The 22,361-nt window shown below is 64.2% G+C and carries 21 protein-coding genes; 7 read left to right on the forward strand and 14 right to left on the reverse strand.

The genetic code is table 11. The annotated features are described in order from the left end of the window. Positions 1–14: 14 nt before the first annotated feature. On the reverse strand, positions 15–995 hold the full coding sequence (locus AC3WLX_RS02665; protein ID WP_492334580.1) for an ABC transporter permease: 981 nt from the start codon (positions 993–995) through the stop codon (positions 15–17). Positions 996–1,544: 549 nt separating this feature from the next. Here AC3WLX_RS02665 and AC3WLX_RS02670 point away from each other — a divergent pair. After that, entirely contained in the window at positions 1,545–2,516 is a 972-nt protein-coding gene (locus tag AC3WLX_RS02670; RefSeq protein WP_492334581.1) for an MBL fold metallo-hydrolase, read from the forward strand. 64 nt (positions 2,517–2,580) lie between these two features. Here AC3WLX_RS02670 and AC3WLX_RS02675 read toward each other — a convergent pair whose 3' ends face one another. The 7 genes from AC3WLX_RS02675 to AC3WLX_RS02705 form a co-directional block, all read right to left on the reverse strand. After that, positions 2,581–3,057 (reverse strand): DUF4269 domain-containing protein, encoded by a 477-nt coding sequence (locus tag AC3WLX_RS02675; RefSeq protein WP_492334582.1) that lies wholly within the window; start codon positions 3,055–3,057, stop codon positions 2,581–2,583. Positions 3,058–3,085: 28 nt separating this feature from the next. Next, positions 3,086–3,499, reverse strand: coding sequence for an ASCH domain-containing protein (locus AC3WLX_RS02680; RefSeq protein WP_492334583.1), 414 nt, complete (start codon positions 3,497–3,499; stop codon positions 3,086–3,088). After that, complete coding sequence (locus AC3WLX_RS02685) at positions 3,500–4,219, reverse strand: haloacid dehalogenase type II (RefSeq protein ID WP_492334584.1); 720 nt, start codon at positions 4,217–4,219, stop codon at positions 3,500–3,502. Between the two features lie 164 nt (positions 4,220–4,383). Further along, on the reverse strand, positions 4,384–5,385 hold the full coding sequence (gene glpX / locus AC3WLX_RS02690; RefSeq protein WP_492334585.1) for a class II fructose-bisphosphatase: 1,002 nt from the start codon (positions 5,383–5,385) through the stop codon (positions 4,384–4,386). Positions 5,386–5,530: 145 nt separating this feature from the next. Beyond that, complete coding sequence (locus AC3WLX_RS02695) at positions 5,531–6,847, reverse strand: homoserine dehydrogenase (protein WP_492334586.1); 1,317 nt, start codon at positions 6,845–6,847, stop codon at positions 5,531–5,533. 29 nt (positions 6,848–6,876) lie between these two features. After that, positions 6,877–8,097, reverse strand: a complete 1,221-nt coding sequence (locus AC3WLX_RS02700; RefSeq protein ID WP_492334587.1) for an LL-diaminopimelate aminotransferase — start codon at positions 8,095–8,097, stop codon at positions 6,877–6,879. A gap of 228 nt (positions 8,098–8,325) precedes the next feature. Next, positions 8,326–8,601, reverse strand: a complete 276-nt coding sequence (locus tag AC3WLX_RS02705; protein ID WP_291627465.1) for a hypothetical protein — start codon at positions 8,599–8,601, stop codon at positions 8,326–8,328. A 255-nt stretch (positions 8,602–8,856) separates the two neighbouring features. Here AC3WLX_RS02705 and AC3WLX_RS02710 point away from each other — a divergent pair, with 255 nt between their 5' ends. Continuing rightward, positions 8,857–10,665, forward strand: coding sequence for a PHA/PHB synthase family protein (locus AC3WLX_RS02710; protein WP_492334588.1), 1,809 nt, complete (start codon positions 8,857–8,859; stop codon positions 10,663–10,665). 55 nt (positions 10,666–10,720) lie between these two features. Beyond that, entirely contained in the window at positions 10,721–11,119 is a 399-nt protein-coding gene (locus AC3WLX_RS02715) for an MAPEG family protein (protein WP_291627461.1), read from the forward strand. Between the two features lie 129 nt (positions 11,120–11,248). Here AC3WLX_RS02715 and argC read toward each other — a convergent pair whose 3' ends face one another. The 3 genes from argC to AC3WLX_RS02730 all read right to left on the reverse strand — a co-directional run bounded on the left by argC (position 11,249) and on the right by AC3WLX_RS02730 (position 13,668). Continuing rightward, positions 11,249–12,250: an N-acetyl-gamma-glutamyl-phosphate reductase gene (argC, locus tag AC3WLX_RS02720; RefSeq protein ID WP_492334589.1), complete on the reverse strand. Its 1,002-nt coding sequence runs from the start codon at positions 12,248–12,250 to the stop codon at positions 11,249–11,251. Next, a complete protein-coding gene (locus tag AC3WLX_RS02725; protein ID WP_492334590.1) occupies positions 12,247–12,912 on the reverse strand; it encodes an FMN-binding negative transcriptional regulator in 666 nt (221 codons plus the stop codon). The genes argC and AC3WLX_RS02725 overlap by 4 nt, the downstream gene beginning before the upstream one ends. 225 nt (positions 12,913–13,137) lie before the next feature. Next, a complete protein-coding gene (locus tag AC3WLX_RS02730; RefSeq protein WP_492334591.1) occupies positions 13,138–13,668 on the reverse strand; it encodes a DedA family protein in 531 nt (176 codons plus the stop codon). Positions 13,669–13,942: 274 nt separating this feature from the next. Here AC3WLX_RS02730 and parE point away from each other — a divergent pair, with 274 nt between their 5' ends. The 4 genes from parE (at position 13,943) to AC3WLX_RS02750 (ending at position 18,351) form a co-directional block, all read left to right on the forward strand. Further along, positions 13,943–15,991: a DNA topoisomerase IV subunit B gene (parE, locus tag AC3WLX_RS02735; RefSeq protein WP_492334592.1), complete on the forward strand. Its 2,049-nt coding sequence runs from the start codon at positions 13,943–13,945 to the stop codon at positions 15,989–15,991. A 404-nt stretch (positions 15,992–16,395) separates the two neighbouring features. After that, on the forward strand, positions 16,396–17,178 hold the full coding sequence (locus AC3WLX_RS02740; protein WP_492334593.1) for an outer membrane protein: 783 nt from the start codon (positions 16,396–16,398) through the stop codon (positions 17,176–17,178). 195 nt (positions 17,179–17,373) lie between these two features. Then, a complete protein-coding gene (locus AC3WLX_RS02745; RefSeq protein WP_126261501.1) occupies positions 17,374–17,559 on the forward strand; it encodes a hypothetical protein in 186 nt (61 codons plus the stop codon). 21 nt (positions 17,560–17,580) lie between these two features. Further along, complete coding sequence (locus AC3WLX_RS02750; protein ID WP_492334594.1) at positions 17,581–18,351, forward strand: SDR family NAD(P)-dependent oxidoreductase; 771 nt, start codon at positions 17,581–17,583, stop codon at positions 18,349–18,351. A gap of 111 nt (positions 18,352–18,462) precedes the next feature. On the opposite strand, the gene AC3WLX_RS02755 is transcribed toward AC3WLX_RS02750, so the two are convergent. The 3 genes from AC3WLX_RS02755 to AC3WLX_RS02765 form a co-directional block, all read right to left on the reverse strand. Continuing rightward, a complete protein-coding gene (locus tag AC3WLX_RS02755; RefSeq protein ID WP_492334595.1) occupies positions 18,463–19,230 on the reverse strand; it encodes an outer membrane protein in 768 nt (255 codons plus the stop codon). 178 nt (positions 19,231–19,408) lie between these two features. Further along, positions 19,409–20,656 carry an FAD-dependent oxidoreductase gene (locus AC3WLX_RS02760; protein ID WP_492334596.1) on the reverse strand — a complete coding sequence of 416 codons (1,248 nt, stop codon included), beginning with the start codon at positions 20,654–20,656 and terminating at the stop codon, positions 19,409–19,411. A gap of 88 nt (positions 20,657–20,744) precedes the next feature. Continuing rightward, the gene (locus tag AC3WLX_RS02765; RefSeq protein ID WP_492334597.1) at positions 20,745–22,259 is read right to left on the reverse strand and encodes a caspase family protein; all 1,515 of its coding nucleotides are present in this window, start codon (positions 22,257–22,259) and stop codon (positions 20,745–20,747) included. Positions 22,260–22,361: the final 102 nt, after the last annotated feature.

Genomic DNA, 22,361 nt, shown 5'->3' on the forward strand with positions numbered 1-22,361 from the left:
GTTGGATTGGCGGACTATCTGCCGGCCCAGTGAATGAGCGAACGCTCGATCATCAGGAGCATGAGGTTGAGCCCGTATCCCATCGCGCCTGCGATCAGGATGGAGCCGTACATATCGGTGAGCGAATACGAGATCTGCGCGTCGATGATGCGGTGGCCGATGCCATCGGTTGCGCCAATGAACATCTCGGCGACGATGATCACGACCAGCGCCAGCGACACCGCTGTGCGCAGGCCGATGAAGGTCTGCGGCAGGGTTTCGTAGAAGATGACGTCCTTGAAGATGCGCAGCGACGACGCGCCCATCGAGCGGGCCGCAAGGATGCGCGTCTGGCGGGCGTTCATCACGCCGTAAGCGACGTTGAAGACGATGACGAGCCAGGCGGCAAAAGCTGCAACCGCGATCTTGGCTAAATCGCCGAGGCCGAACAGCAGCAGGAACAGCGGAAACATCGCCGTGGCCGGCGTCGAGCGGAAAAAGTCGACCAGGAATTCGACCGAGCGATAGATCGCGGCCTTGGCGCCGAGCACGATCCCGATCGGGACACCGGCGACGACGGCGATCAGGGTCGAATAGCCGACGCGCGCGATGGTATGGACGAAGTCGCCGGTCATATTGCCGGCCGCGATGCTGGCCGCAGTATCGCGCAGCGTGTCGACCGGCGACGGCAGCAAATCCTTGTTGACCAGTTGCCCCTTGAAGGCGATCCACCACAGCGCGAACAGCAACAGAGGTCCCGTCGCGAGTTCGACCGCGCGCCTCAGTTTCGGGTTCGAGATCACCTCGTTGATCTGTTGCATCAGCATCCTCGTGGTCTCGCGGTGCGCAGCGCTGTCCGCCGTGAGCACCAGGAGTGTCGACTTCAGGCCGCCGAAAGAAAATGGCGAGATGTGCAATCCATCGTGCAGGAATGCATATTGAAAACAATCTCTGGCATGATTGATTTGCAGGCTTGCAATGACTAATAATTGGGCGGCCGACGCTTTCTCGCTCACCAGTGCGGCAACGAGCTATTGGGGCGGCGGCCGTGCCGTCAGATCCCGGTGGACGCGGATCACCACGTCCCGCTCTTGCTCGTGCAGCGCATCGCCGAACCCGAAGCGTCACCATTCGCGCCATGTGCTCTCTTGGCAGCCGAGGACGCCGGCCGGCAGGATAGGCTTGACCAGGCATTCGCCAGTCCAGGCCAACCGCTCGATCGAACATGTGACGAGACCAGTCGGATGAAGGGCGAGGTGATCGCAATTCGATTCCGCACCGCGCAAAGAAAAAATTGAACTGAAGACACCGCTGCAACGGCGCTGAGTAGACACACTCGAGACACAATCATTGAATGTTTTTCGAGTTGCGCCGGCTCGGCCCCATTGATCGGAGGTCAACGCACTTCGGCACACGCTCTGAATCGCGGGGGCCACTTCCACCCCGATCTTTCTTCAACCATTCCACTTGCTAGCTCGTCTGAACCGGCGCAGCATCCCGCTGTCGGCTCAGGCCGAACACAAGGCGCGAACAATCGCGCAAGGTCAAAAAAGGTGAGGAAACGCATGTCACTCGATGTCTCACGTCGATCCCTGCTCGCACTCGGAGCCGGCCTCGGCGCCAGCACCATGCTCGGCAGCAGCGCGCTGGCGCGAGCTCCCAAGCTCGGCACCCAGACGCCCTACTGGCACCGCTTCGTTCTCGGCGATGCCGAGGTGACCGTCGTATCCGACGGGCCGCTGCCGCTCGGCGATCCCTCGGGGACCTTCACCGGCGTTCCCAAGGAAGAGGTGAAGAAGATGCTGGCGGACAACTTCCTGGCGCCGGACAACGTCGTGCTCGAACAGAATTCTCCGATCGTCAACACCGGCGACAAGCTCATCCTGTTCGACACCGGCATGGGCTCATCAAAAATGTTCGGCGCCAGCACCGGGCGGCAGCAGAAGAGCATGACCGAGGCCGGCATCAAGCCGGAAGACATCGACGCCGTGGTCTGCTCACATGCCCATATCGACCATATCGGCGGCATCGTCGACGAGGGTGGCAAGCCGCTGTTTCCGAACGCGCAGGTCTACATTGCCCAGAGCGATTTCGACTTCTGGACCGACGAGGGCAAGCTCGGCAGCGCGGCCAAAGACTTCGTCGTTCACGCCCGCAAGAACCTGCTCCCCGTGCGCGACCGCATCGTGTTCTTCAAGGACGGCCAGGAGTTCCTGCCCGGCGTGCAGGCGATCGCCGCGCCCGGCCACACCGTCGGCCATACCATCTTCATGGTCTCATCGGCAGGCAAGTCGTTCGCCTTCCTCGGCGATCTCTCGCACCATTCGGTGCTGCTGCTGGAAAAGCCGCGGATGGAGTTCTCCTACGACTCCGACCCGAAGCAGGCGGCCGAATCGCGCGTCAAGCTACTGACGATGCTGGCCAGCAATAAGATCCCGGTGATGTCTTATCACTTCGCCTGGCCGGGCTATGGCCATGTCGCCAAGGCCGGAGATGGTTTCCGCTACTATCCCGAGCCGATGAAGATGACGTTGTAGGTCAATCAGGTCCGGTCCGGGCGGCGCAGGCGCTGTCCGGACCGGCGATCGATTGAGGCGCGCTTTATAGACGCTCCAGGCGCGCCCGCAGATCAGTGTCGCTCTCACGGGCCAGGGCCAGCAATCCGACATACGGGTCTCCGGCGATGCCGAGCACCGCGGCAAATGCAGGCTCGGTTTTCATCCCGCGCGCCCTCAGTCCGGCCACCGCTTTGCGCAGGGGCCCGTCGTCGAGCGCGAGCAATCTTCGCTCGACCTCGAAGTGCAGCCAGCCCTCGTGCTGATCGACCGGCCGCGGATCGCCGAACAATTCGAACGGCCAACCATCCCATTCGAAGCGGACGATCACGGGCCGCCGGCTGGAGCGCCATTGGTAGATCGCGAACCCGTCGCAGCAGCGGTACCGCCGCCAGACCGCTTCGGCGAAAGCCGCCGCGTCCCTGACATGGCAGACGACATCGATATCGCTCGTTGGCGTCGAGAGCCCCAAGGGCAGCGTCCCGACCACGCGGGGATCGAACTCCCGCAGCTCATCCAGCAATCCCGAACAGCCGATCGCGGCTTCGTAGCTAGCGACTTGTCTCGGCATCGCCGAAGACCTCGATCAGGCGAAAACGCTCGCACATCAGCAACATGTCATCGCTGTATCGCCCGAGGCGGCCGAAATAGGACTGATGGGCACGGCGCCAATGGGCCAGGCTCCGATCCCCCTCTCCCTCCTCGTGCGCAAACGCATCATCGACCTCATCGAACCGCCGGTATGTCACCTTGATGGTTTCGATGACGCAGCGCGGCTCTCCTCTCCCGTCGAGAACGACCCAGCGTTCACCGGGCATAGACGTGTTCGGCTCGTCCCCGGTGCTGCAAGACGCGGTCTTGATGTCCTTCACAACGAGCTCGACCAATTCGTCCGCTAGTCCAGGACTGTCGCCGAACGCGAATGTTCGCAGATGCTGATACGGCTCGGCAATCCGCTTGCCCACCTAGCACCCCAGCCTGTCCGCGATACCGCCAAAATCCTTCGCGACGATGTCCCAATTGCCGGTCGCCTCGAAGTCGACCTTCTGGAGCGGTCCGTACTCGGTCGGCCTCGCCACGAACGCGGTCTTCAGCCCGTTCTTCTGCGCGGCGGCGAGATCGCCATTGTGGGCCGCGACCATCATCACCTCGTCCGGCTTCAGGCAGAGCAGCTTGGCTGCTCCGAGATAAGTCTCCGGATCGGGCTTGTAGTGCTCGAACAGTTCGGCCGACATGATGAGGTCCCACGGCAGGCCAGCGAACTTCGCCATGTTGGTGAGAAGCGCGACATTGCCGTTCGAGAGCGGCGCGATGACGAATTTCGACTTCAGCCGCGTGAGGCCGGCGACGCTGTCGGGCCAGGGATGCAGGCGGTGCCAGCCCTTGGTGAGATAATCGAGATCGGCTTCGGTGAGGCCCTTGATCGCGAATTGCTCGACCAGCTTTTCCAGCGAACGGCGGTGCAGATCGTCGAGCATGACATAGCCGCGCTCGGGATGCTGGCGCACGTCGTCCATCGAAGCCATGTACATGCCGCGCCAGCCGTCGACGAGCGCGGTCCAGTCGGCCGTGATGCCGCGCTGCTTGCTCCACCACATGAAGTCGGTGATCAGGCTGGTGCGCCAGTCCACGACCGTGCCGAAGACGTCGAAGACCAGGGCTTTGACGGCGGAGAGATCGGACATGGGCGACTCCTTGTGTTCTTATCGTTGGTCATTCCGGGGCGCCGGGATCGCGCGAAGCGCGGCCCGGGGAGCCCGGAATCCATCTCCCGTCTGAGTTTGCCGTCGGATGGATTCCGGGCTCTCGCTACGCGAGCCCCGGAATGACGGCAAGCTGGTTGCCTAGCTCAATCCAGGTGGAACTTCTCCAGCTGGCGGTGTTCGGCCTTGATGTAACGCACGGTGCCGGTGACGGAGCGCATCACCACTGTCTCGGTTTCGATCACGCCGTCCTTGCGGAATTTCACCCCTGACAGCAGCGAGCCCGTGGTGACGCCGGTGGCGGCAAACAGGCAGTCGCCGCGCGCCATGTCCTCGATGCCGTAGATCATCTTGGGGTCGTTGACGCCCATCTTGGCGGCGCGCTCGCGCTTCTCCTCGGAATCGAGGATCAGGCGGCACTGCATCTGGCCGCCGATGCAGCGCAGCGCCACGGCCGCGAGCACGCCTTCCGGCGCGCCGCCGGTGCCGAGATACATGTCGACGCCGGTGTTGTCTGGATCGGCGCAGTGGATCACGCCGGCGACGTCGCCGTCGGTGATCAGGCGCACGGCGGCGCCGGTCGAGCGCACGCCCGAAATGATGTCGGCGTGGCGCGGCCGGTCGAGCACGAGCACCGTGATGTGTTCCGGCTTGACGCCCTTGGCCTTGGCAAGGCGGCGGACATTGTCGGCCGGCGAGGCATCGAGATCGACGACGCCCTTGTCGTAGCCGGGGCCGATCGCGAGCTTCTGCATGTAGACGTCGGGGGCGTGCAGCAGCGTGCCGCCGTCGGCCATTGCCATGGTGGCGATCGAGCCCGGCATGTTCTTGGCGCACAGCGTGGTACCTTCGAGCGGGTCGACCGCGATATCGACTTCAGGACCCGCCTTGAGGCCGACCTGCTCGCCGATGTAAAGCATCGGGGCCTCGTCGCGCTCGCCCTCGCCGATCACGATGGTGCCCTGGATCGGCAGCTTGTTGAGCTCGCGCCGCATGGCGTCGACGGCGGCCTGGTCGGCCGCTTTCTCGTTGCCGTGCCCGCGCAGCCGCGCCGAGGACACCGCCGCCCGCTCCGTCACCCGCACGATCTCCAGCGTCAGAATGCGCTCGAGCAAGGCGTGCGGGGGGACTTCAATATGGGTCGACATCGGCTCACTCCTTCGAAACGGTTTGGGACAGGAATCCTGCCCGCCCTAACTCACGACGCCCGCAGTTCGTTCGAACGAACGACCGCCTCATGGCTTGAGCATGACCTTTCCGGAAAACCGCTCAACACTTTTCCGGGGTCATGCTCTAGTTCTTTTCGATCCGGATCACCTGCGGCCGGCCGCTGATGACCTTGTCCTTTTGCACGGCGGCGAGCGCGCGGCGCACCGCGTCCTCATGCGTCGCATAGGTGATCAGGATGACCGGCACGGGGACCGCCTTGCCGTCCGCGCGCGCAGCGCCGCCGTTGGGATGACGCTGCACGATCGACTCGATCGAAATCTTCTGTTCTGCAAGCCGTGTTGCGATCGCAGCCGCGGTGCCGGGAAAATCGCGCGCGAGCAGGCGGATGTAGTAGCCGCCCTCGTGCCGCTCCATCGGCGCCTTCTTGGTGTCATGCAGCTGCGAAATCGGCCGGCCGAACGGATTGGCGCGGATGCCGCGCGCGACGTCGGCAATGTCGGCGACGACGGCGGAGGCAGTCGCGGCACCACCCGCGCCGGGGCCGACCAGCGTGATCGGCGGAATGCCTTCGCCGTCGATCGTGACTGCATTGGTGACGCCCATCACCTGCGCGATCGAGGATGATTTCGGCACCATGGTCGGGTGCACGCGCTGCTCGATGCCCTTGGCGGTACGAACCGCAACGCCGAGCAGCTTGAGGCGGTAACCGAGATCATCGGCGGCGCGTAGATCTTCCGGCGCGATGGAGGAAATGCCTTCGACATACACCGCACTTTGAGCAACTTTCGTGCCGAAAGCGAGGCTGGCGAGAATGGCGAGCTTCTGCGCGGTGTCGTGGCCATCGACGTCGAACGACGGATCGGCCTCGGCATAGCCGAGCCGCTGGGCATCCTTCAGGCATTCCTCGAATGACAGGCCTTCCTGCTCCATCCGGGTCAGGATGTAATTGCAGGTGCCGTTGAGGATGCCGTAGACGCGGTTGATGCCGGTTCCGGCGAGGCCTTCGCGCAACGTCTTGATGACAGGGATCGCGGCGCCGACGGCTGCCTCGAAATTCAGCGCACCGCCGTGCTTTTCTGCCGTCTTGGCGAGCTTGATTCCGTGCTTTGCCAGCAGCGCCTTGTTGGCGGTGACCACCGACTTGCCGGCGCCCAGCGCGGCGTCGACCGCCGACAGCGCGGGGTCGCCGGCGCCGCCCATCAGCTCGACGAAGCAATCGACCTCCGGATGGGTGGCAAGCGCGATCGGGTCCTTCGCCCATTCGAAGCCGCGCAGATCGATGCCGCGCTTCTTCGCCTTCGAACGCGCGGTGACCGCAACCACGCGAATGCCCCGGCCGCTGCGGCCCGCGAGCACGCGCGCCTGCGTTTCGATCAAACGGATGACCTCGGCACCCACGGTGCCGAGCCCCGCTATGCCCACTTTCAGGGGTGCGACCATGATATTTCAGAAAACCTGCAGAAGAGAACTTAGCGCCGGTTGGCGAGCGGAACCACGTTGTGCAACGTTTCGATGCCGCTTTCAAGGAAGCGGCGCACGCCGCGCGCGGCCTGCCTGATCCGTTGCTCGTTTTCCACCATGGCGATGCGGACATATCCTTCACCATGCTCGCCGAAGCCGACGCCGGGGGAGACCGCGACGCCGGATTTCTCCACCAACAAGGTCGCGAACTGCATGCTGCCGACGCTGCGGAAGGCTTCCGGCAGCGGCACCCAGGCAAACATCGAGGCCTCCGGCGCCGGGATTTCCCAGCCGGCCCGGCCGAACGATTCCACCAGCGCGTCGCGGCGCTTGCGGTAGGTGTCGCGCATCTCCTTGATGCAATCGTCCGGGCCGTTCAGCGCGGCGGTCGCGGCGACCTGGACCGGCGTGAACGCGCCGTAGTCGAGGTAGGATTTGACGCGCGCGAGCGCTGCGATCACGCGCTCATTGCCGACCGCAAAGCCCATGCGCCAGCCGGCCATCGAATAGGTCTTCGACATCGAGGTGAACTCGACGGTGCAGTCCATCGCGCCCGGCACCTGGAGCACCGAGGGCGGCGGGTTGCTCTCGTCGAAATAGACCTCGGCATAGGCGAGATCGGACAGGATCAGGATCTCGTGCTTCTTGGCGAAGGCGACGAGGTCCTTGTAGAAGTCGAGGCTCGCGACATAGGCGGTCGGGTTCGAGGGATAGCAGACGACGAGCGCGAGCGGCTTGGGGATCGAATGCACGATCGCCCGCTCCGCCGCCTCGAAGAATTGCGGCGTCGGCTCCGACGGCACCGAGCGGATCACGCCGCCCGCCATCAAGAAGCCGAAGGCATGAATCGGGTAGCTCGGGTTCGGACACAGGATGACGTCGCCGGGCGCGGTGATCGCCTGCGCCACGTTGGCAAAACCTTCTTTCGAGCCGAGCGTCGCCACCACCTGGGTGTCCGGGTTCAGCTTCACGCCGAAGCGGCGGGCGTAATAGGCGGCCTGGGCCCGGCGCAGCCCGGGGATGCCGCGCGAGGCCGAGTAGCGGTCGGTGCGCGGCTTGCCGAGCGTCTCCTTCAGCTTCTCCAGCACATGGGGCGGCGCCGGCAGATCCGGATTGCCCATGCCGAGGTCGATGATGTCGGCGCCGGCGTTCCGCGCAGCCGCCTTGGCCCTGTTCACCTGCTCGAAAACGTAGGGCGGAAGGCGGCGGATGCGGTAAAATTCTTCCATGGCTCTCTGGGCTCCGGGCAACCGGTCAGGACAGAATCGACAGGCCCGAAGGCCATTCCAAAAGGCACTCAGGTCCACCACGAAAATTACTCAAAATCAAACACTTAGAGCAATCATCGACGATGAGGACTGAAGTCGTTCGCCCTGACTTTTGGCTGAACGAGGTCTTTTAGCACGGCAAAGCGAGGGCGCCAGCGATTACCTTGCCGGTCCCGACGCTCGTGGGGCCTATTTGGCGTCCTTGCCGGCAGCCGCCTGGCGGTCGCGTGCCGCGGCAAGTTCGGCCTCGATCTTGGCACGCTGCTCAGGCGAGATGATCGCCTGATCGCGGTCCGGGGGCAGATCGTGCACGGGGAGATAGCTGCCGGGCTCCCTGACATGCGTCTGCGCATCCGCAGGCGTCATATCCGCGAACTGACTCGAACAGCCGCTCATGACAAGCGCTGTCATCAACAGCGCGCCGCAGGTCAGCGGCCTCTTTTGCAGGTCCCACAACGCCAACACTTGGGAAATCCCCTACTCGTCCCAAAGCACGGCCCCGGGCCACCTTACCCAAGACCGCGCACAAGCTCAAACCATTGCTGCCCAAATGGTGCGAGCGAGAATAACGCCCCGGCGCCATCAAGCCGCCCGGTGCGGCCTGATTATGACGGAACCCAGGAAAACTTGTCGCAGTGCAGCACATCTTCGAGCGTGTTTAACGTCAAAGATGCGAGCTTCGCGGTGACGAATACGGATTGAATCGTTACTGTTCTGCTCATGAGCATGGCCACGACCGATACGCCGAAAACCGAGACGAAGTTCGATGCGGAAGCCTTCGCGATGAATGTCGCGCGGGCGATGGAAAGCGGCGGCAAGGCGCTCGCGGCCTACCTCAAGCCGCGTGAGAGCGGCGAGGTGCAGGATCGCCCGCCGCCCGAGCTGGCCGAGATCGTCAAGACCTTCACGTCGGTCGCCGAATACTGGCTCTCGGATACGTCCCGCTCCTCCGATCTGCAGACCAAGCTCGCCAAGGACTATCTCGACCTCTGGGGCTCGGCGGTGCGCCGCATGGCCGGCCAGAACGCCGACCCCGCGATCGCGCCATCGCCGCGCGACAAGCGCTTTGCCGATCCGGAATGGAAGTCGAACCAGTTCTTCGACTTCGTCATGCAGCTCTATTTGCTCACCACCAAATGGGCGCAGGATCTGGTGCGCGACGCCGAAGGGCTCGATCCGCGCACGCGGCGCAAGGCCGAGTTCTACGTCCAGCAGGTCACCAATGCGCTGTCGCCCTCGAACTTCGTGCTGACCAATCCGGAGGTGCTGCGCGAGACGGTGGCATCCAGCGGCGAGAACCTCGCGCGCGGCCTTTCGATGCTGGCCGAAGACATCGCGGCCGGCAAGGGCATGCTGAAGATCCGCCAGTCCAATCCGGACAATCTCGTCGTCGGCGTGAACATGGCGACGACGCCGGGCAAGGTGATCTACCAGAACGAGATGATGCAGTTGATCCAGTATTCGCCGACCACGGAGAAGGTGCTGCGCACCCCGCTCCTGATCGTGCCGCCCTGGATCAACAAGTTCTACATCCTCGATCTGAAGCCGGAGAAATCCTACATCAAGTGGTGCGTCGACCAGGGCATCACCGTGTTCGTGATCTCGTGGGTCAATCCCGACAAGCGGCTCGGCAGCAAGAGCTGGGAAGACTACATGAAGGAAGGCCCGCTCACGGCGATGGACGTGATCGAGAAGGTCACCGGCGAGATGAAGGTGCACACCGCCGGCTATTGCGTCGGCGGCACCATGCTCGCGACCACCTTGGCCTGGCTCGCCGAGAAGCGCCGCCAGCGCGTGGCGTCCGCGACCTTCTTCGCCGCCCAGGTCGACTTCACCCATGCCGGCGATCTCCTCGTGTTCGTCGACGAGGAGCAGATTGCGGCGCTCGAGCAGGACATGAAGGCATCAGGCGTGCTCGAAGGCTCGAAGATGGCGATGGCCTTCAACATGCTGCGCTCCAACGACCTCATCTGGTCCTACGTCGTCAGCAACTATCTGAAGGGCCAGCAGCCGAGCGCATTCGACCTGTTGCACTGGAACTCGGACGCGACGCGGATGACGCAGGCCAATCATTCCTATTATCTGCGCAACTGCTATCTGGAGAACCGGCTCTCCACGGGAACGATGGTGCTCGACAACACCCTGCTCGACCTCTCCAAGGTCAAGGTGCCCGTCTACAATCTCGCCACCCGCGAGGACCACATCGCGCCGGCGGAATCGGTGCTGTACGGCTCGCAATTCTTCGGCGGGCCGGTGAAGTACGTGTTGTCGGGCTCGGGCCACATCGCCGGCGTGGTCAACCCGCCGGCCTCCAACAAGTATCAGTACTGGACCAACGACAACATCAAGGACGTCGACGTCGCGCAGTGGATGAAGGGGGCCGTCGAGCACAAAGGCTCGTGGTGGCCCGACTGGCGGGAATGGCTGGGTTCGCTCGATCCCGAGGAAGTGCCGGCGCGCGGCATTGGCTGCGAAGCTTTGCCCCCGATCGAGGATGCGCCCGGCAGCTACGTCAGGGTTCGCGCGTAGCGGACGCAAGCGCGCTTCTGTATACTCACGACATCGACTTGAGAGGGACCGGGTTATGACGCGCGAATTGTTCTGGCTGACCTGCACGGTGATCCTGACCGGCATTCTCTGGATTCCTTACACCATCAACCGTTGCCAGATCCGCGGCCTCTCCGGCGCGATGGCCAATCCCTCGCGCGGCGACAAGCCGCAATCGGAATGGGCGAACCGGCTGATGTTCGCGCACGACAATGCGGTCGAAAACCTGATCGTGTTCGCGCCGCTGGTGCTCATCCTGAACGCGATCGACTATTCCACCAAATGGACCGTGCTCGCCTGCGCCGTCTATTTCTGGGCCCGCGTCGCGCATCTGATCGTCTATGCGCTCGGCATCCCCGTGTTCCGCACGCTGGCCTTCACCGTCGGCTTCCTCGCGCAGGCGGTGCTGGCCCTGGCGATCTTCAGGGTGCTCTAATCTCGTGTCCCGGACGCGCGAAGCGCGAGCCGGGACCCAGCAAGTCGTAATTGAGCAGGAAGAATGGCCCCCGGCTCTGCAGCGCATCACCGAAGAGGTGCTGCGCTGCGTCCGGGGCACGAGACTGCCCTACTCCTCCGGCAGGCCCAGCATCAGCCGCATGTTCTGGACGGCTGCGCCCGAGGCCCCCTTGCCGAGATTATCGAGCCGGGCGACCAGCACCGCCTGGTGATATTTGTCGCTGGCGAAGACGTAGAGCTCCAGCATGTTGGTCTCGTTGAGCGCCTCCGGCTCGATCCGGCCGCCCTTGCTCGCCTCGTTCTGGAGCGGCATCACCTTGACGTATTTCGACCCGGCGTAACGCTTTGCCATCGCCGCCTGCAGGTCGGCGCCGCCGGGCTTGCCGGGCAGCGTGTCGAGCTGGAGCGGCACCGAGACCAGCATGCCCTGGCGGTAGTTGCCGACCGAGGGAATGAAGATCGGCCGCCGCGTCAGGTTCGAGTAGAGCTGCATTTCCGGCAGATGCTTGTGCTCGAAGCCGAGGCCGTAGAGTTCGAAGGACGGCGCGCTGCCGTCCTCGAAGCTTGCGATCATCGACTTGCCACCGCCGGAATAGCCGCTCACCGCGTTGACGGTGACGGGATAATCCTGCGGCAACAGGCCGGCATCGACGATCGGCCGCAGCAGCGCGATCGCGCCGGTCGGATAGCAGCCGGGATTGGAGACCTTCTTCGCGGCCTTGATCTTGCCGGCCTGGTCCGGCGTCAGCTCGGGAAAGCCGTAGGCCCAGTCCGGCGCGACCCGGTAGGCGGTCGAGGCGTCCAGCACTTTCGGTGCCGAGGCGCCCATGCCGTCGACGAGAGCCACGGTCTCTTTGGCGGCATCGTCGGGCAGGCAGAGGATGACGAGATCCACTTCCTCCATCAGCGCCTTCTTCGCTGCAGGATCCTTGCGCTTGTCATCGGCGATCGTCTTCACCAGGACGTCGTTCTGAAGCTTCAGCCGCTCGTTGATGCCGAGGCCGGTGGTGCCGGAGCCGCCATCGACGAAGACGGTCGCGGGCTTCTTCGCCGCAGCAATGGTCGGCGCTTTGGTGGTGGTGTCAGCGAGGCCGGTTTCAGAAAGGCTCATGGCGCGCTCCCTTCGAGCATGTTCGTGTCGTCTGCGAAGACCTGCGGCTTTGCCTGCCGCATCAATTGCGAGATCTGCCTGGCGCCGGCATCGCCGCCGCCCAGCGCATCGGCGATCGCCGCGTAGTCGGCATCGGATTTGTGCTGGTTCAGCTTGAAGCTGCCCTCGATCTCCTCGACCGTCATCGAGAGACCCACGATCCCTTTTTTCAGGGCTTCGAGCCGACCCGCCGTCATCTTCGCCGATGTCCACGGCTTCTTCGGCAGCAGCCAGCTCTCGAACTTGTCGCTGAGCGTGTCGATCTGCACCGAGAGTTCGTCCTCCGACATCAGCCGCACCGGCCCGCTCAGATGCACGGACTGGTAGAGCCACGTCGGCACCTGGTCCGGCGAGACGTACCAGTCGGGCGATACATAGGCATCGGGACCGTTCACCGCGAGCAGCCAGGACGCATCGCCTCCGGCAAGCTTTAGCAGCGGATTGTGACGGGCGAGATGAAAGAGAGCCTGCGGCGTGCCGTCAGCGGCATAGGTCAGATAGAACGGCAGCGGGGATGCGACCGGCTTGTGGCCGTCGAAGGCGCAGACGGTGCCGAAGCCGCGCACCTCGGCGAATTTCAGGCTCGCGGCGCGGTCCTGCTTGAAAAAGGGTGGCGTGTACATGGTGGTCTCCTGCTGGGCCTCCTAAGGGAGCCGCCGGATCAGATCGCGCTGACAGGAGAGAGAATGCCGCGGATCGGATCCAGCGGCAAAGACGATGATCTCAAACGCGATCGACCGCCCAAACCGCAAGACTGCGGCGGCGGCGACGGGCGAACAGAATGGTCGCGGCGTTGATCATGGCGCGCGGCTATACGGCCAGATCCGGTTCCCGTCAAGGTTTGGCGGTCAGATCACCCGCCAGATCCATTCCATGATCTTGCCGAGCACGTCGCCGAACAGCAGCAGCACGGCCGACCAGATCAGGGCCGAGACGAAATTTGCGGCCTGGAAGGTCCAATAGGGCATCTCGAAGATGCCGGCCGCGAGCGGCACCGAGGCGCGCAAGGGACCGAAGAAGCGTCCGATGAAGATGCTCGGGATGCCCCAGCTGCGCACGAAAGCCTCGCCCCGGGGCAGGAGTTCCGGATAGCGCGAGAGCGGCCACATCTGGGCGACCCGCTCCTTGTAGCGGAAGCCGAACCAATAGGAGACCCAATCGCCCAGCGCCGCACCGAGTGCGCCCGCGATCCAGACCGGGAAGAAGCTGATGCCGCTGGCTCCGATCAGCGCACCGATCGCCACCAGCGCGCCCCAGGCCGGAACCAAGATCGAGATGAAGGCGAGCGACTCCCCAAAAGCGAGCAGGAACACGATCGGCGCGGCCCAAGCCTGATGAGCGCGCACGAATTCGACGAGGGCGTGCGCAAACTGCTCCATACCAGATTAGCCTTCCCGCCCCGTCTCAAGGTGCTGCTCGATGAAAAGGACTGGTAAGCCAAGGGCTTGTGTGACATCAAGTCACAAAGCTCGGCCCATTGTGGGCTGGGACGTCAAATTGCCGGGAATTGGCGCGCCTGCGGCGTAAAACCGCCGGCATTGTCTCCCAACCCAGCCGCTCGCCGGCCCCCACGATAACCTTTCCAAGCCAGAAGTGGCATAGTCGCCCCGACCGATTCGCCGCTGAGGCGGCCTACAGAACGCATCAAGATATATGTCCAAGCAGTTGAAAACCAAAGCAAAGGCCGATCTGTTCGGCGCCGATGAGCAAAAGTCCCGCGCGACCGTCGCCAAGACGGCGCCGCGTGGCAGCGGCGGGGAAGCCGACTATACGGCCGCCGACATCGAAGTGCTCGAAGGCCTGGAGCCGGTGCGGCGACGCCCCGGCATGTATATCGGCGGCACCGACGAGAAGGCGCTGCATCATCTGTTCGCCGAGGTCATCGACAATTCGATGGACGAGGCACTGGCCGGGCACGCAACCTTCATCGGCGTCGAGCTGAGCGCGGACGGGTTCCTGACCGTGACCGACAACGGCCGCGGTATCCCGATCGATCCGCACCCGAAATTCCCGAAGAAATCGGCGCTCGAAGTCATCATGTGCACGCTGCATTCGGGCGGCAAGTTCGACAGCAAGGTCTACGAGACTTCAGGCGGCCTGCACGGCGTCGGCATCTCCGTGGTGAACGCCCTCTCCTCGCGTCTCGAGGTCGAGGTCGCGCGCGGCCAGAAGCTGCATCGCATGATTTTCGAGCGCGGCCATCCCAAGGGCAAGCTCGAGGACCTCGGCAAGGTCAACAACCGCCGCGGCACGCGTGTGCGCTTCAAGCCCGACACCGATATTTTCGGCGCCAAGGCCGCGTTCAAGCCGCAGCGCCTGTTCAAGATGACGCGCTCGAAGGCGTATCTGTTCGGCGGCGTCGAGATCCGCTGGAATTGCGCGTCCGAGCTGCTCAAGGGCATCGAGGACGTGCCGGCGGAAGCGACGTTCCATTTCCCTGGCGGCCTCAAGGATTATCTCGGCGTGGCCATCCATGCCGACACGCTGGTGCATCCCGACATCTTCTCGGGCAAGTCGGGGCGCAACGGTGCGCATGGCGCCTGCGAATGGGCGGTGGCCTGGACCGCCGATGCCGACGGCTTTCTCTCCTCCTACACCAACACGGTGCCGACGCCCGATGGCGGCACCCACGAATCCGGCCTGCGCAGCGCGCTGCTGCGCGGCCTGAAGGATCACGCCGAGCGCGTCGGCCAGGGCAAGCGCGCCTCGTCCATCACCTCGGAGGACGTCATGGTGGGCGCGGCCGTGATGCTCTCGGTGTTCGTGCGCGAGCCGGAATTCCAGGGCCAGACCAAGGATCGCCTCGCCACGGCGGAAGCGCAGCGCATCGTCGAGCAGGCCATGAAGGACCCGTTCGACCATTGGCTGTCGGGCAATCCGAACATGGCCAACCGGCTGCTCGACTTCGTGATCGACCGCGCCGAGGAGCGGCTGCGGCGGCGCCAGGAGAAAGAGACCGCGCGCAAAACCGCGGGCAAGAAGCTGCGCCTGCCCGGCAAGCTCGCCGACTGCACCGATGCCGGCACGGACGGCTCCGAACTCTTCATCGTCGAGGGCGACTCGGCCGGCGGCAGTGCCAAGCAGGCGCGCGACCGCAAGACCCAGGCCGTGCTGCCGCTGCGCGGCAAGATCCTCAACGTCGCGTCCGCCGGCAAGGACAAGCTGACGGCGAACGCCCAGCTCTCCGATCTCGTGCAGGCGATCGGCTGCGGCACGCTCGCGCAGTACCGCGAAGAAGATCTGCGCTATCAGCGCATCATCATCATGACCGACGCTGACGTCGACGGCGCGCATATCGCCTCGCTGCTGATCACGTTCTTCTACCGGCAGATGCCGCGGCTGATCGACGAGGGCCACCTCTTCCTGGCGGTGCCGCCGCTCTACAAGCTGACCCACGGCACCAAGTCGGTCTACGCCCGCGACGACGCCCACAAGGAGGCGCTGATCAAGAGCGCCTTCAACGCCAACGCCAAGGTCGAGGTGAACCGCTTCAAAGGCTTGGGCGAGATGATGCCGGCGCAGCTCAAGGAAACCACCATGGATCCGGCCAAGCGGACGCTGCTCAAGGTGGTCCTGCTTGCCGACGACCGCGACACCACGGCCGATTCGGTGGAGCGGCTGATGGGGACCAAGGCCGAGGCGCGCTTTGCCTTCATCTCGGACAAGGCCGAATTCGCCAGCGAAGAGCTGCTGGACGTCTGAGGCAACGAGCTGGCCGGGCCGCATCTCGACGCCAAGCGAAAGATGCCTTTGCCGGGCAAACTCGCTGGGCCCGCCGGTACGCGTGGTGATTCCCGGATCGGTTTTGCGGCGACTCGCCCAGCGACTCACGGGCGGAAGGCCGAGGCAGGATTGCCTCCGTTTCGGACAAAGTCGCACTCCCTAACGAAACCTTACCGGAAACTGAGCGTCCGAAAACTACATAACTAATTGAAATACATGATTTATCGACGACGCTCACACGAGCGTCTGAAATACCCCCGCACCGGCGTTTTCCGGCGACTGTGCCTGCCCTGCAACAGCATTTCGGCGAGAACCGTCTATAGTTCAGGCATCAGATGACACGACTTCAGTGCGCTCGCGCCGACAAGGTTTGGGGATTTAAAATGAAGAAGACATTGCTCGCTCTGACCGCGGTTGCGGCGATGACCGGTTCGGCCTCGGCTGCCGACTTGGGCGCCCGCCCCTATGCGAAGGCTCCGATGCCGGCGCCCGTCGCCAACTGGACCGGCTTCTATGTGTTCGGCGGTGGCGGCGGCGGCCTCTCCAATGCCGACCAGCAGATTGTCAGCACCGCGACGGGTACCCCGCTGACGATCACGCAGCGTCAGGGCGGCTCCGGTTGGTTCGGCACGGTCGGCGCTGGTTACGACTGGCAGTTCAGCGGCACCTGGGTTGCCGGTGTGTTTGGCGACGCTCAGTTCGGCAGCATCCGCTCCACCATCCAAGACCCGATCTTCGGCATCACCGGTAACCAGAAGCTGGAAACCTCCTGGGCTGCGGGCGTGCGCCTCGGCTGGCTGGTCGCTCCGAACGTTCTCTCCTACGTCAACGGCGGTTACTCCGGCGCCCATTTCGGCCGCACCAACTTCACCACGCTGGGTGGGACCCCGGTCGGCGTTCACCTCGATGGCTACGATCGCCATGGCTGGTTCATCGGCGGCGGCGTCGAGAACAGCCTGAACATCTTCGGCGTCACCTCGCCCGGCTGGTTCATGAAGACCGAGTACCGTTCGGCCTTCTACAACGCCAAGACCCAGACCGAGATCCTCGATGCCGGCAACGTGCCGCTGGTTAACAGCGTCCGCGCCAACAGCTGGAACCAGACGATCTCGACCTCGCTGGTCTACCGCTTCAACTGGACCGGCCCCGTCGTCGCGAAGTACTGATCTGATCTCACTATCAAGCGTCAAAGCCCCGGCAGTGCCGGGGCTTTTTCGTTTCCGGGGCTACGCCTCGTCCCTGCGGCACCGGAGCCGGCATTGTAACCACACCGAAGCTGCGGTTACTGTGCACCCAAGCTTTCGGCGCCGGGGATCCTTTCATCACCGCGCGCGACAGAAGCGGACCGATGGGAGGAATGCATGCGCAGATTTCTGCTCGTCGCAGGCCTGTTTGCAACTGCCCTCGGCCTGCTCTGGATCGGACAGGGTACGGGCACCGTTCCGTGGCCACGGTCGAGCTTCATGGTCAACCAGCTGCAATGGGCCGGCTATGGCGCCGCCATGGCCGGCTTCGGGCTGGTGCTGATCTGGCAGAGCAACCGATAGAAGAAACCAGGGAATGAAAGCATGACATCCAGCCGATTCGATCTCCGCGGCAAGGTCGCGATCGTCACGGGAGGCAATGGCGGCATCGGGCTCGGCATGGCGCGTGGCCTTGCCGACGCCGGCGCCGACATCGCCGTGGTGGGGCGCAACGAGACCAAGTCCGCCGCCGCGGTGGCCGATCTCAGGCAGCGCGGCGTGAAGGCGATCAGTGTTGCCACCGACGTGACCGACAAGGCGGCCGTTGCCGCCATGATCGAGCGCGTCGCCAAGGAGCTCGGCCGCATCGACATTCTCATCAACAATGCCGGCATGAGCATCCGCAAGCCGCCGCACGAGCTCGAGCTCGAAGAGTGGAACAAGGTGATCGACACCAACCTCACCAGCGCCTTCGTGTGCTCGAAGCTGGCCTACCCGGCGCTGAAGGCCTCCGGCAACGGCAAGGTGATCAACATCGGCTCGATGATGTCGATCTTCGGGGCGAGCTTTGCGACCGCCTATGCGGCCAGCAAGGGCGGCATCGTGCAGTACACCCGTGCCTGCGCCAATGCCTGGGCGCCCGACAACATCCAGGTCAATGCCATCCTGCCGGGCTGGATCGATACCGACCTCACCCGCGGCGCGCGGCAGCAGGTCTCGGGATTGCACGAGCGGGTGCTGGCGCGCACGCCTGCGGGACGCTGGGGCGACATCGACGACTTCGCCGGCATCGCCGTATTCCTGGCATCGCCCGCGTCGAATTTCGTCACGGGCACCGCGATCCCGGTCGACGGCGGATTCTCGGTGATGGCCTGAGGCCGCGCCCGCCCCGCAATCAACCACGCAAAAAAGAAGCCCCGGACCAGGCCGGGGCTTTTGAGACTTGAAGTGCTTTTCTTGATCGTTGGTCGCGTTGCGTCGACGTGCTCAGTAGCGGGCGATGGTCGGTGCGTCGAACTTGTAGCTCGCGCGCACCACGGCCCACTGAATGTCGCGCGGCTTGGCATCGAAGCTGTAGTTTCCGGAGGTGCCGCCGAGCTGATAGGTCTGGCTGCCGAAGGCAGCGTAATTGTATTCGAGGCCGACGATCCAGTTGCGGGTAACGCCGTATTCCCAACCGGCGCCGACCGTCCAGCCGTTGGCCCAGTGGGTCTGACCGCCGGAGCCCGTCGCCGGAGCGACCGTGTCGCTGACAGAGAGACGGTTGTTCACGCCGGCATAGCCGCCCTTGATGTAGAAGAGATTGTTCTGCACGGCGAAGCCGGCGCGGCCGACGATGGTCGCGAGCACGTTGGCACGCCAGGAGAACACGTCGTCCGCGGCGCCAAACACGTTGTTTACGCGCGTGCCCTTGTTGTCGAGGCCGGAGATCGTGCCTTCCACGCCGAACACATAGTTGTTGGCCTGCCAGTTGTAGCCGATCTGGGCGCCGCCCATGACGCCCGAATTGCGCTGGCGGAAGCTATCCCCGGGCGAAAGATCGCCGAACGCCGCACCGGTCCCGTTGTTGATGAACTGCTCGTTGGTCCATGCACCACCGATATGGCCGCCGACATAGAAGCCGGTCCAGTTGAATAGCGGCTCGACATAAGCAGGCGCCTTCGTGTAGCGCGCACCGAGATCGGCGGCGGAGGCGGCGCCGGTCGAAACCAGAGCTGTCGTGCAGGCGAAGGCGGCAATCAATTTGTTACGCATGGTACACCCCGTGTCCTTTGATGGGCGCACGGTCACACGCAGGTCTTACTCAAATTTGAATCAAGAAAGTTAAGACGCCGGATTGGCCCGTAGCGCGCCTTGAATCCGTTGGCGCTGTTGCTCGTGCGCAACGCTTGGCGCGCGATTTAACGCGGTATTATCCTTAGCTACTCCTGCGTTACGGTTCCGGCACGGCCCTCGAATGCACGTGCTCCGGCCGCACGCCAAGCGCAAGCAGGCGCGCCGGAATGCCCTGCAGCCACGGCAGCGCGGTGACGAGGCGCAAGACCAGCGGCACCTTGAGCGGTCGATCGCCGGCCCGCAAGGCGCCGCTGATGATGTTGTTCTGCACCATCACCTGCATCGCTTGCGTCATCTTGACCGGAAACTCGCGCCGGCGCCTGACGGCATCGAGCTCGTGCTCGGAGGGGCAGCCGCGCTGAAGCTTGTCCGCCAGGAGGTTCGCGGTCGCGACCGCATCCTGCACGGCGAGATTGACGCCGACGCCGCCGATCGGCGACATCGCATGTGCGGCATCGCCGATGCACAAGAGGCCCGGCTGCGTCCAGCGCGTCAGGCGGTTGATGGCGACGGTGAGCAGCTTGACGTCGTCAAAACTCTTCACCTCCGCGATGCCGGACCGAAGGATCGGCGCCATGCGCACGATGTCGTCGAGCAGCGCCGAAAGTCCCCTCGCCTTTACCGCCTCGTACTGTCCCTTGGCGATGATATAGGCGCATTGCCAATAGTCGCCACGATCGAATGTGATCATCATCTTGCCGGGCTCGACGCGCGCGAACACGTTCTCGGTCTCGTCGGGTCTGCGGCCGGTGCGAAACCACAGCACGTCCATCGGCGCACCGATCTCCTCGACGGCAAGACCAGCGCGCTCGCGCACCGTGGAATGCCGGCCGTCGCAGGCAATGGTGAGATCGGCTTCGATGTCGATGATGCCGTCAGGCGTCTTCGCCCGCACGCCGACGACCGTCTCGCCGCGGCGGATCAGATCCACCGCCTCGGTGCTCATCATCACTTCGAGCCGCGCAAAACGCCGGCCGGCCTCGCGGAGGAAATTCAGGAAGTCCCATTGCGGCATGAAGGCGATGAAGGGGTATTTGGTCCGGAGCCGGCCGAGATCGGCGATGCGTACCGGCGTGCCGCCGAACAGGCCGTCCATCTTCTGCAGGCGCTGATGCGGCAGCTTCAGGAATCCGTCGATCAGGCCGAGCTCGTCCATCACTTCGAGCGTCGAGGGATGGACGGTGTCGCCGCGGAAATCGCGGAAGAAATCCGCATGCTTCTCCAGCACGACGACCTCGATGCCGGCCCGACCCAGGAGATAGCCCAGCATCATGCCGGCCGGCCCGCCGCCGACGATGCAGCAGCGGACTTTCATGACGCGGTTTTGTCGTTGCTCGGATGTCATTGCGGCCGCGCTTCATGGACCGGTCGAGATCGGCCTGACGGATACTAGCGCGATTCCGGCCGAAGGCAGCCCCCGATTGAACAACCCACTAATTATTGCTGCGGTTCGCGCTGCGAAAACTCTTGATCTCGGAGACGCTGCCGTCGCGATAGGTCAGTTCCACCGAGACGGTCTGCGTGCCGGGTGAGAGCTTCATGTAGAGCGGCATGCCGGCGCTGACGGCGCTGGGATCGCGCATGTCGCAAGGCGGCATCTTCAGCACCTGGTTGGGCACGGCGGTGTCGATGCCGATGCGCACCTCGCGGATGGCGCAGCGGTAGGACACCAGGTGCGTGTAATAGACCAGGAGCCCGTTGAACTCGCGGAACGACAGCCAGCTCGTCGAGGTCATGTCCAGGATTTTGCGCTGGTCGCGGATCAGCGCAGCCTCGGGATCGAACCTGATCGGGAACGGTCCCTGCATGTCGCCGGACTGATCGACATAGCGGACCTCGATGGTGCCGGCCTGCGCGTCCGGCGGCAGCTCGATCGAGGGGTTCGGCATGCGCTTGCGCGTGCGCGGATCGAGCGTATCGATGAAGCCGGTCTCGCGGAAATCGCTTTTGCCGGCCATGCGCCAGGAAATGCCGAGCGTGGGATCGGCGAAGGAGAACGTCACGCTCCAGCCGCCATTGTGCCGCGAGAAGCTTGCGATCGGCGCGTTGAGGGTCTCTTCTTTGGGCATCTGCGGCACGGATACCGGCGGCAGCGCCGCGAGCTTCTGCTGCGGCGGGTCGTCGGAACGGGTGACGGCATCCTTGGCGAGGCCGCTGAGGAAGACGTCGTCGACCATCTGGTCGAAATAAACCGGCACCTGCCTGTGCTTCACGGTGTCGGCCAGCTCGCTGACGGCACGGCGGGTGCGCTGCGCCACCTGCACCAGGTTCTCGCCGGGTTTGAGCAGCTCCTTGGCGAAGGTGCGCGTGAACACCGAATTGGGATTGGCATCGTCGTTGGACAGGCGATCGAGCGCGGTCTGGCGGGGCCCTGCCGAGAACACCGAGAACACGCCCTCGGGCAGCTGCGTCATCGGCGCGAGCCCGGCGCCGCCCGCGACCGCGCGCGTGCCCTTGCGCTCGAACGGGTTGTTGCGGCAGGCGTCGAACACCAGGATCGAGGTTCGCGCCTTCTTGTTCTGGAGGCGCTCGACGATGCGGTCGGCGAGGATCGAGGCGTCGCGCACCAGCTCTTCCTGGCCTTCCGTCGCCGCCGGGACGTCGGTCGGCAGCAGATAGTTCTGCCCGGCGATCTCGAAACCGTGGCCGGCATAGAAGAAGAACGCGGTGTCGCCGGGCTCGATCGCCTTGTCGAAGGCGAGCAGCGTCTCGGAGAATTGCTGCCGGCTCTGGTTCTCGGCGACCATGACCGAGAAGCCGAGCTGCTTCAGCGTGTCGCCCATGGTGCGGGCGTCGTTGACCGCCTTGAGCAGCTTCGGGACATTCCTGTAATCATTGTTGCCGACGACGAGCGCGACGCGCTTCTCGGCATAGGCGGGAGCGGCGAAGCCGCCCAGGCTCGCAGCAATGCCAAGGGCCGCCAGAAGTCCGAAAAGCCGTCGCGTCATCGCAATCATCCCGTTGTCGAGCGGCCCATGCTGGTTTTCTCCGAACGATCGTTCTAGGGACCCCCTGCCGCTGTGTGATAGTCGGGCCAGGCGCAACAGCGG

The sequence above is a fragment of the Bradyrhizobium sp. FW305-F6 genome, assembly GCF_058782905.1.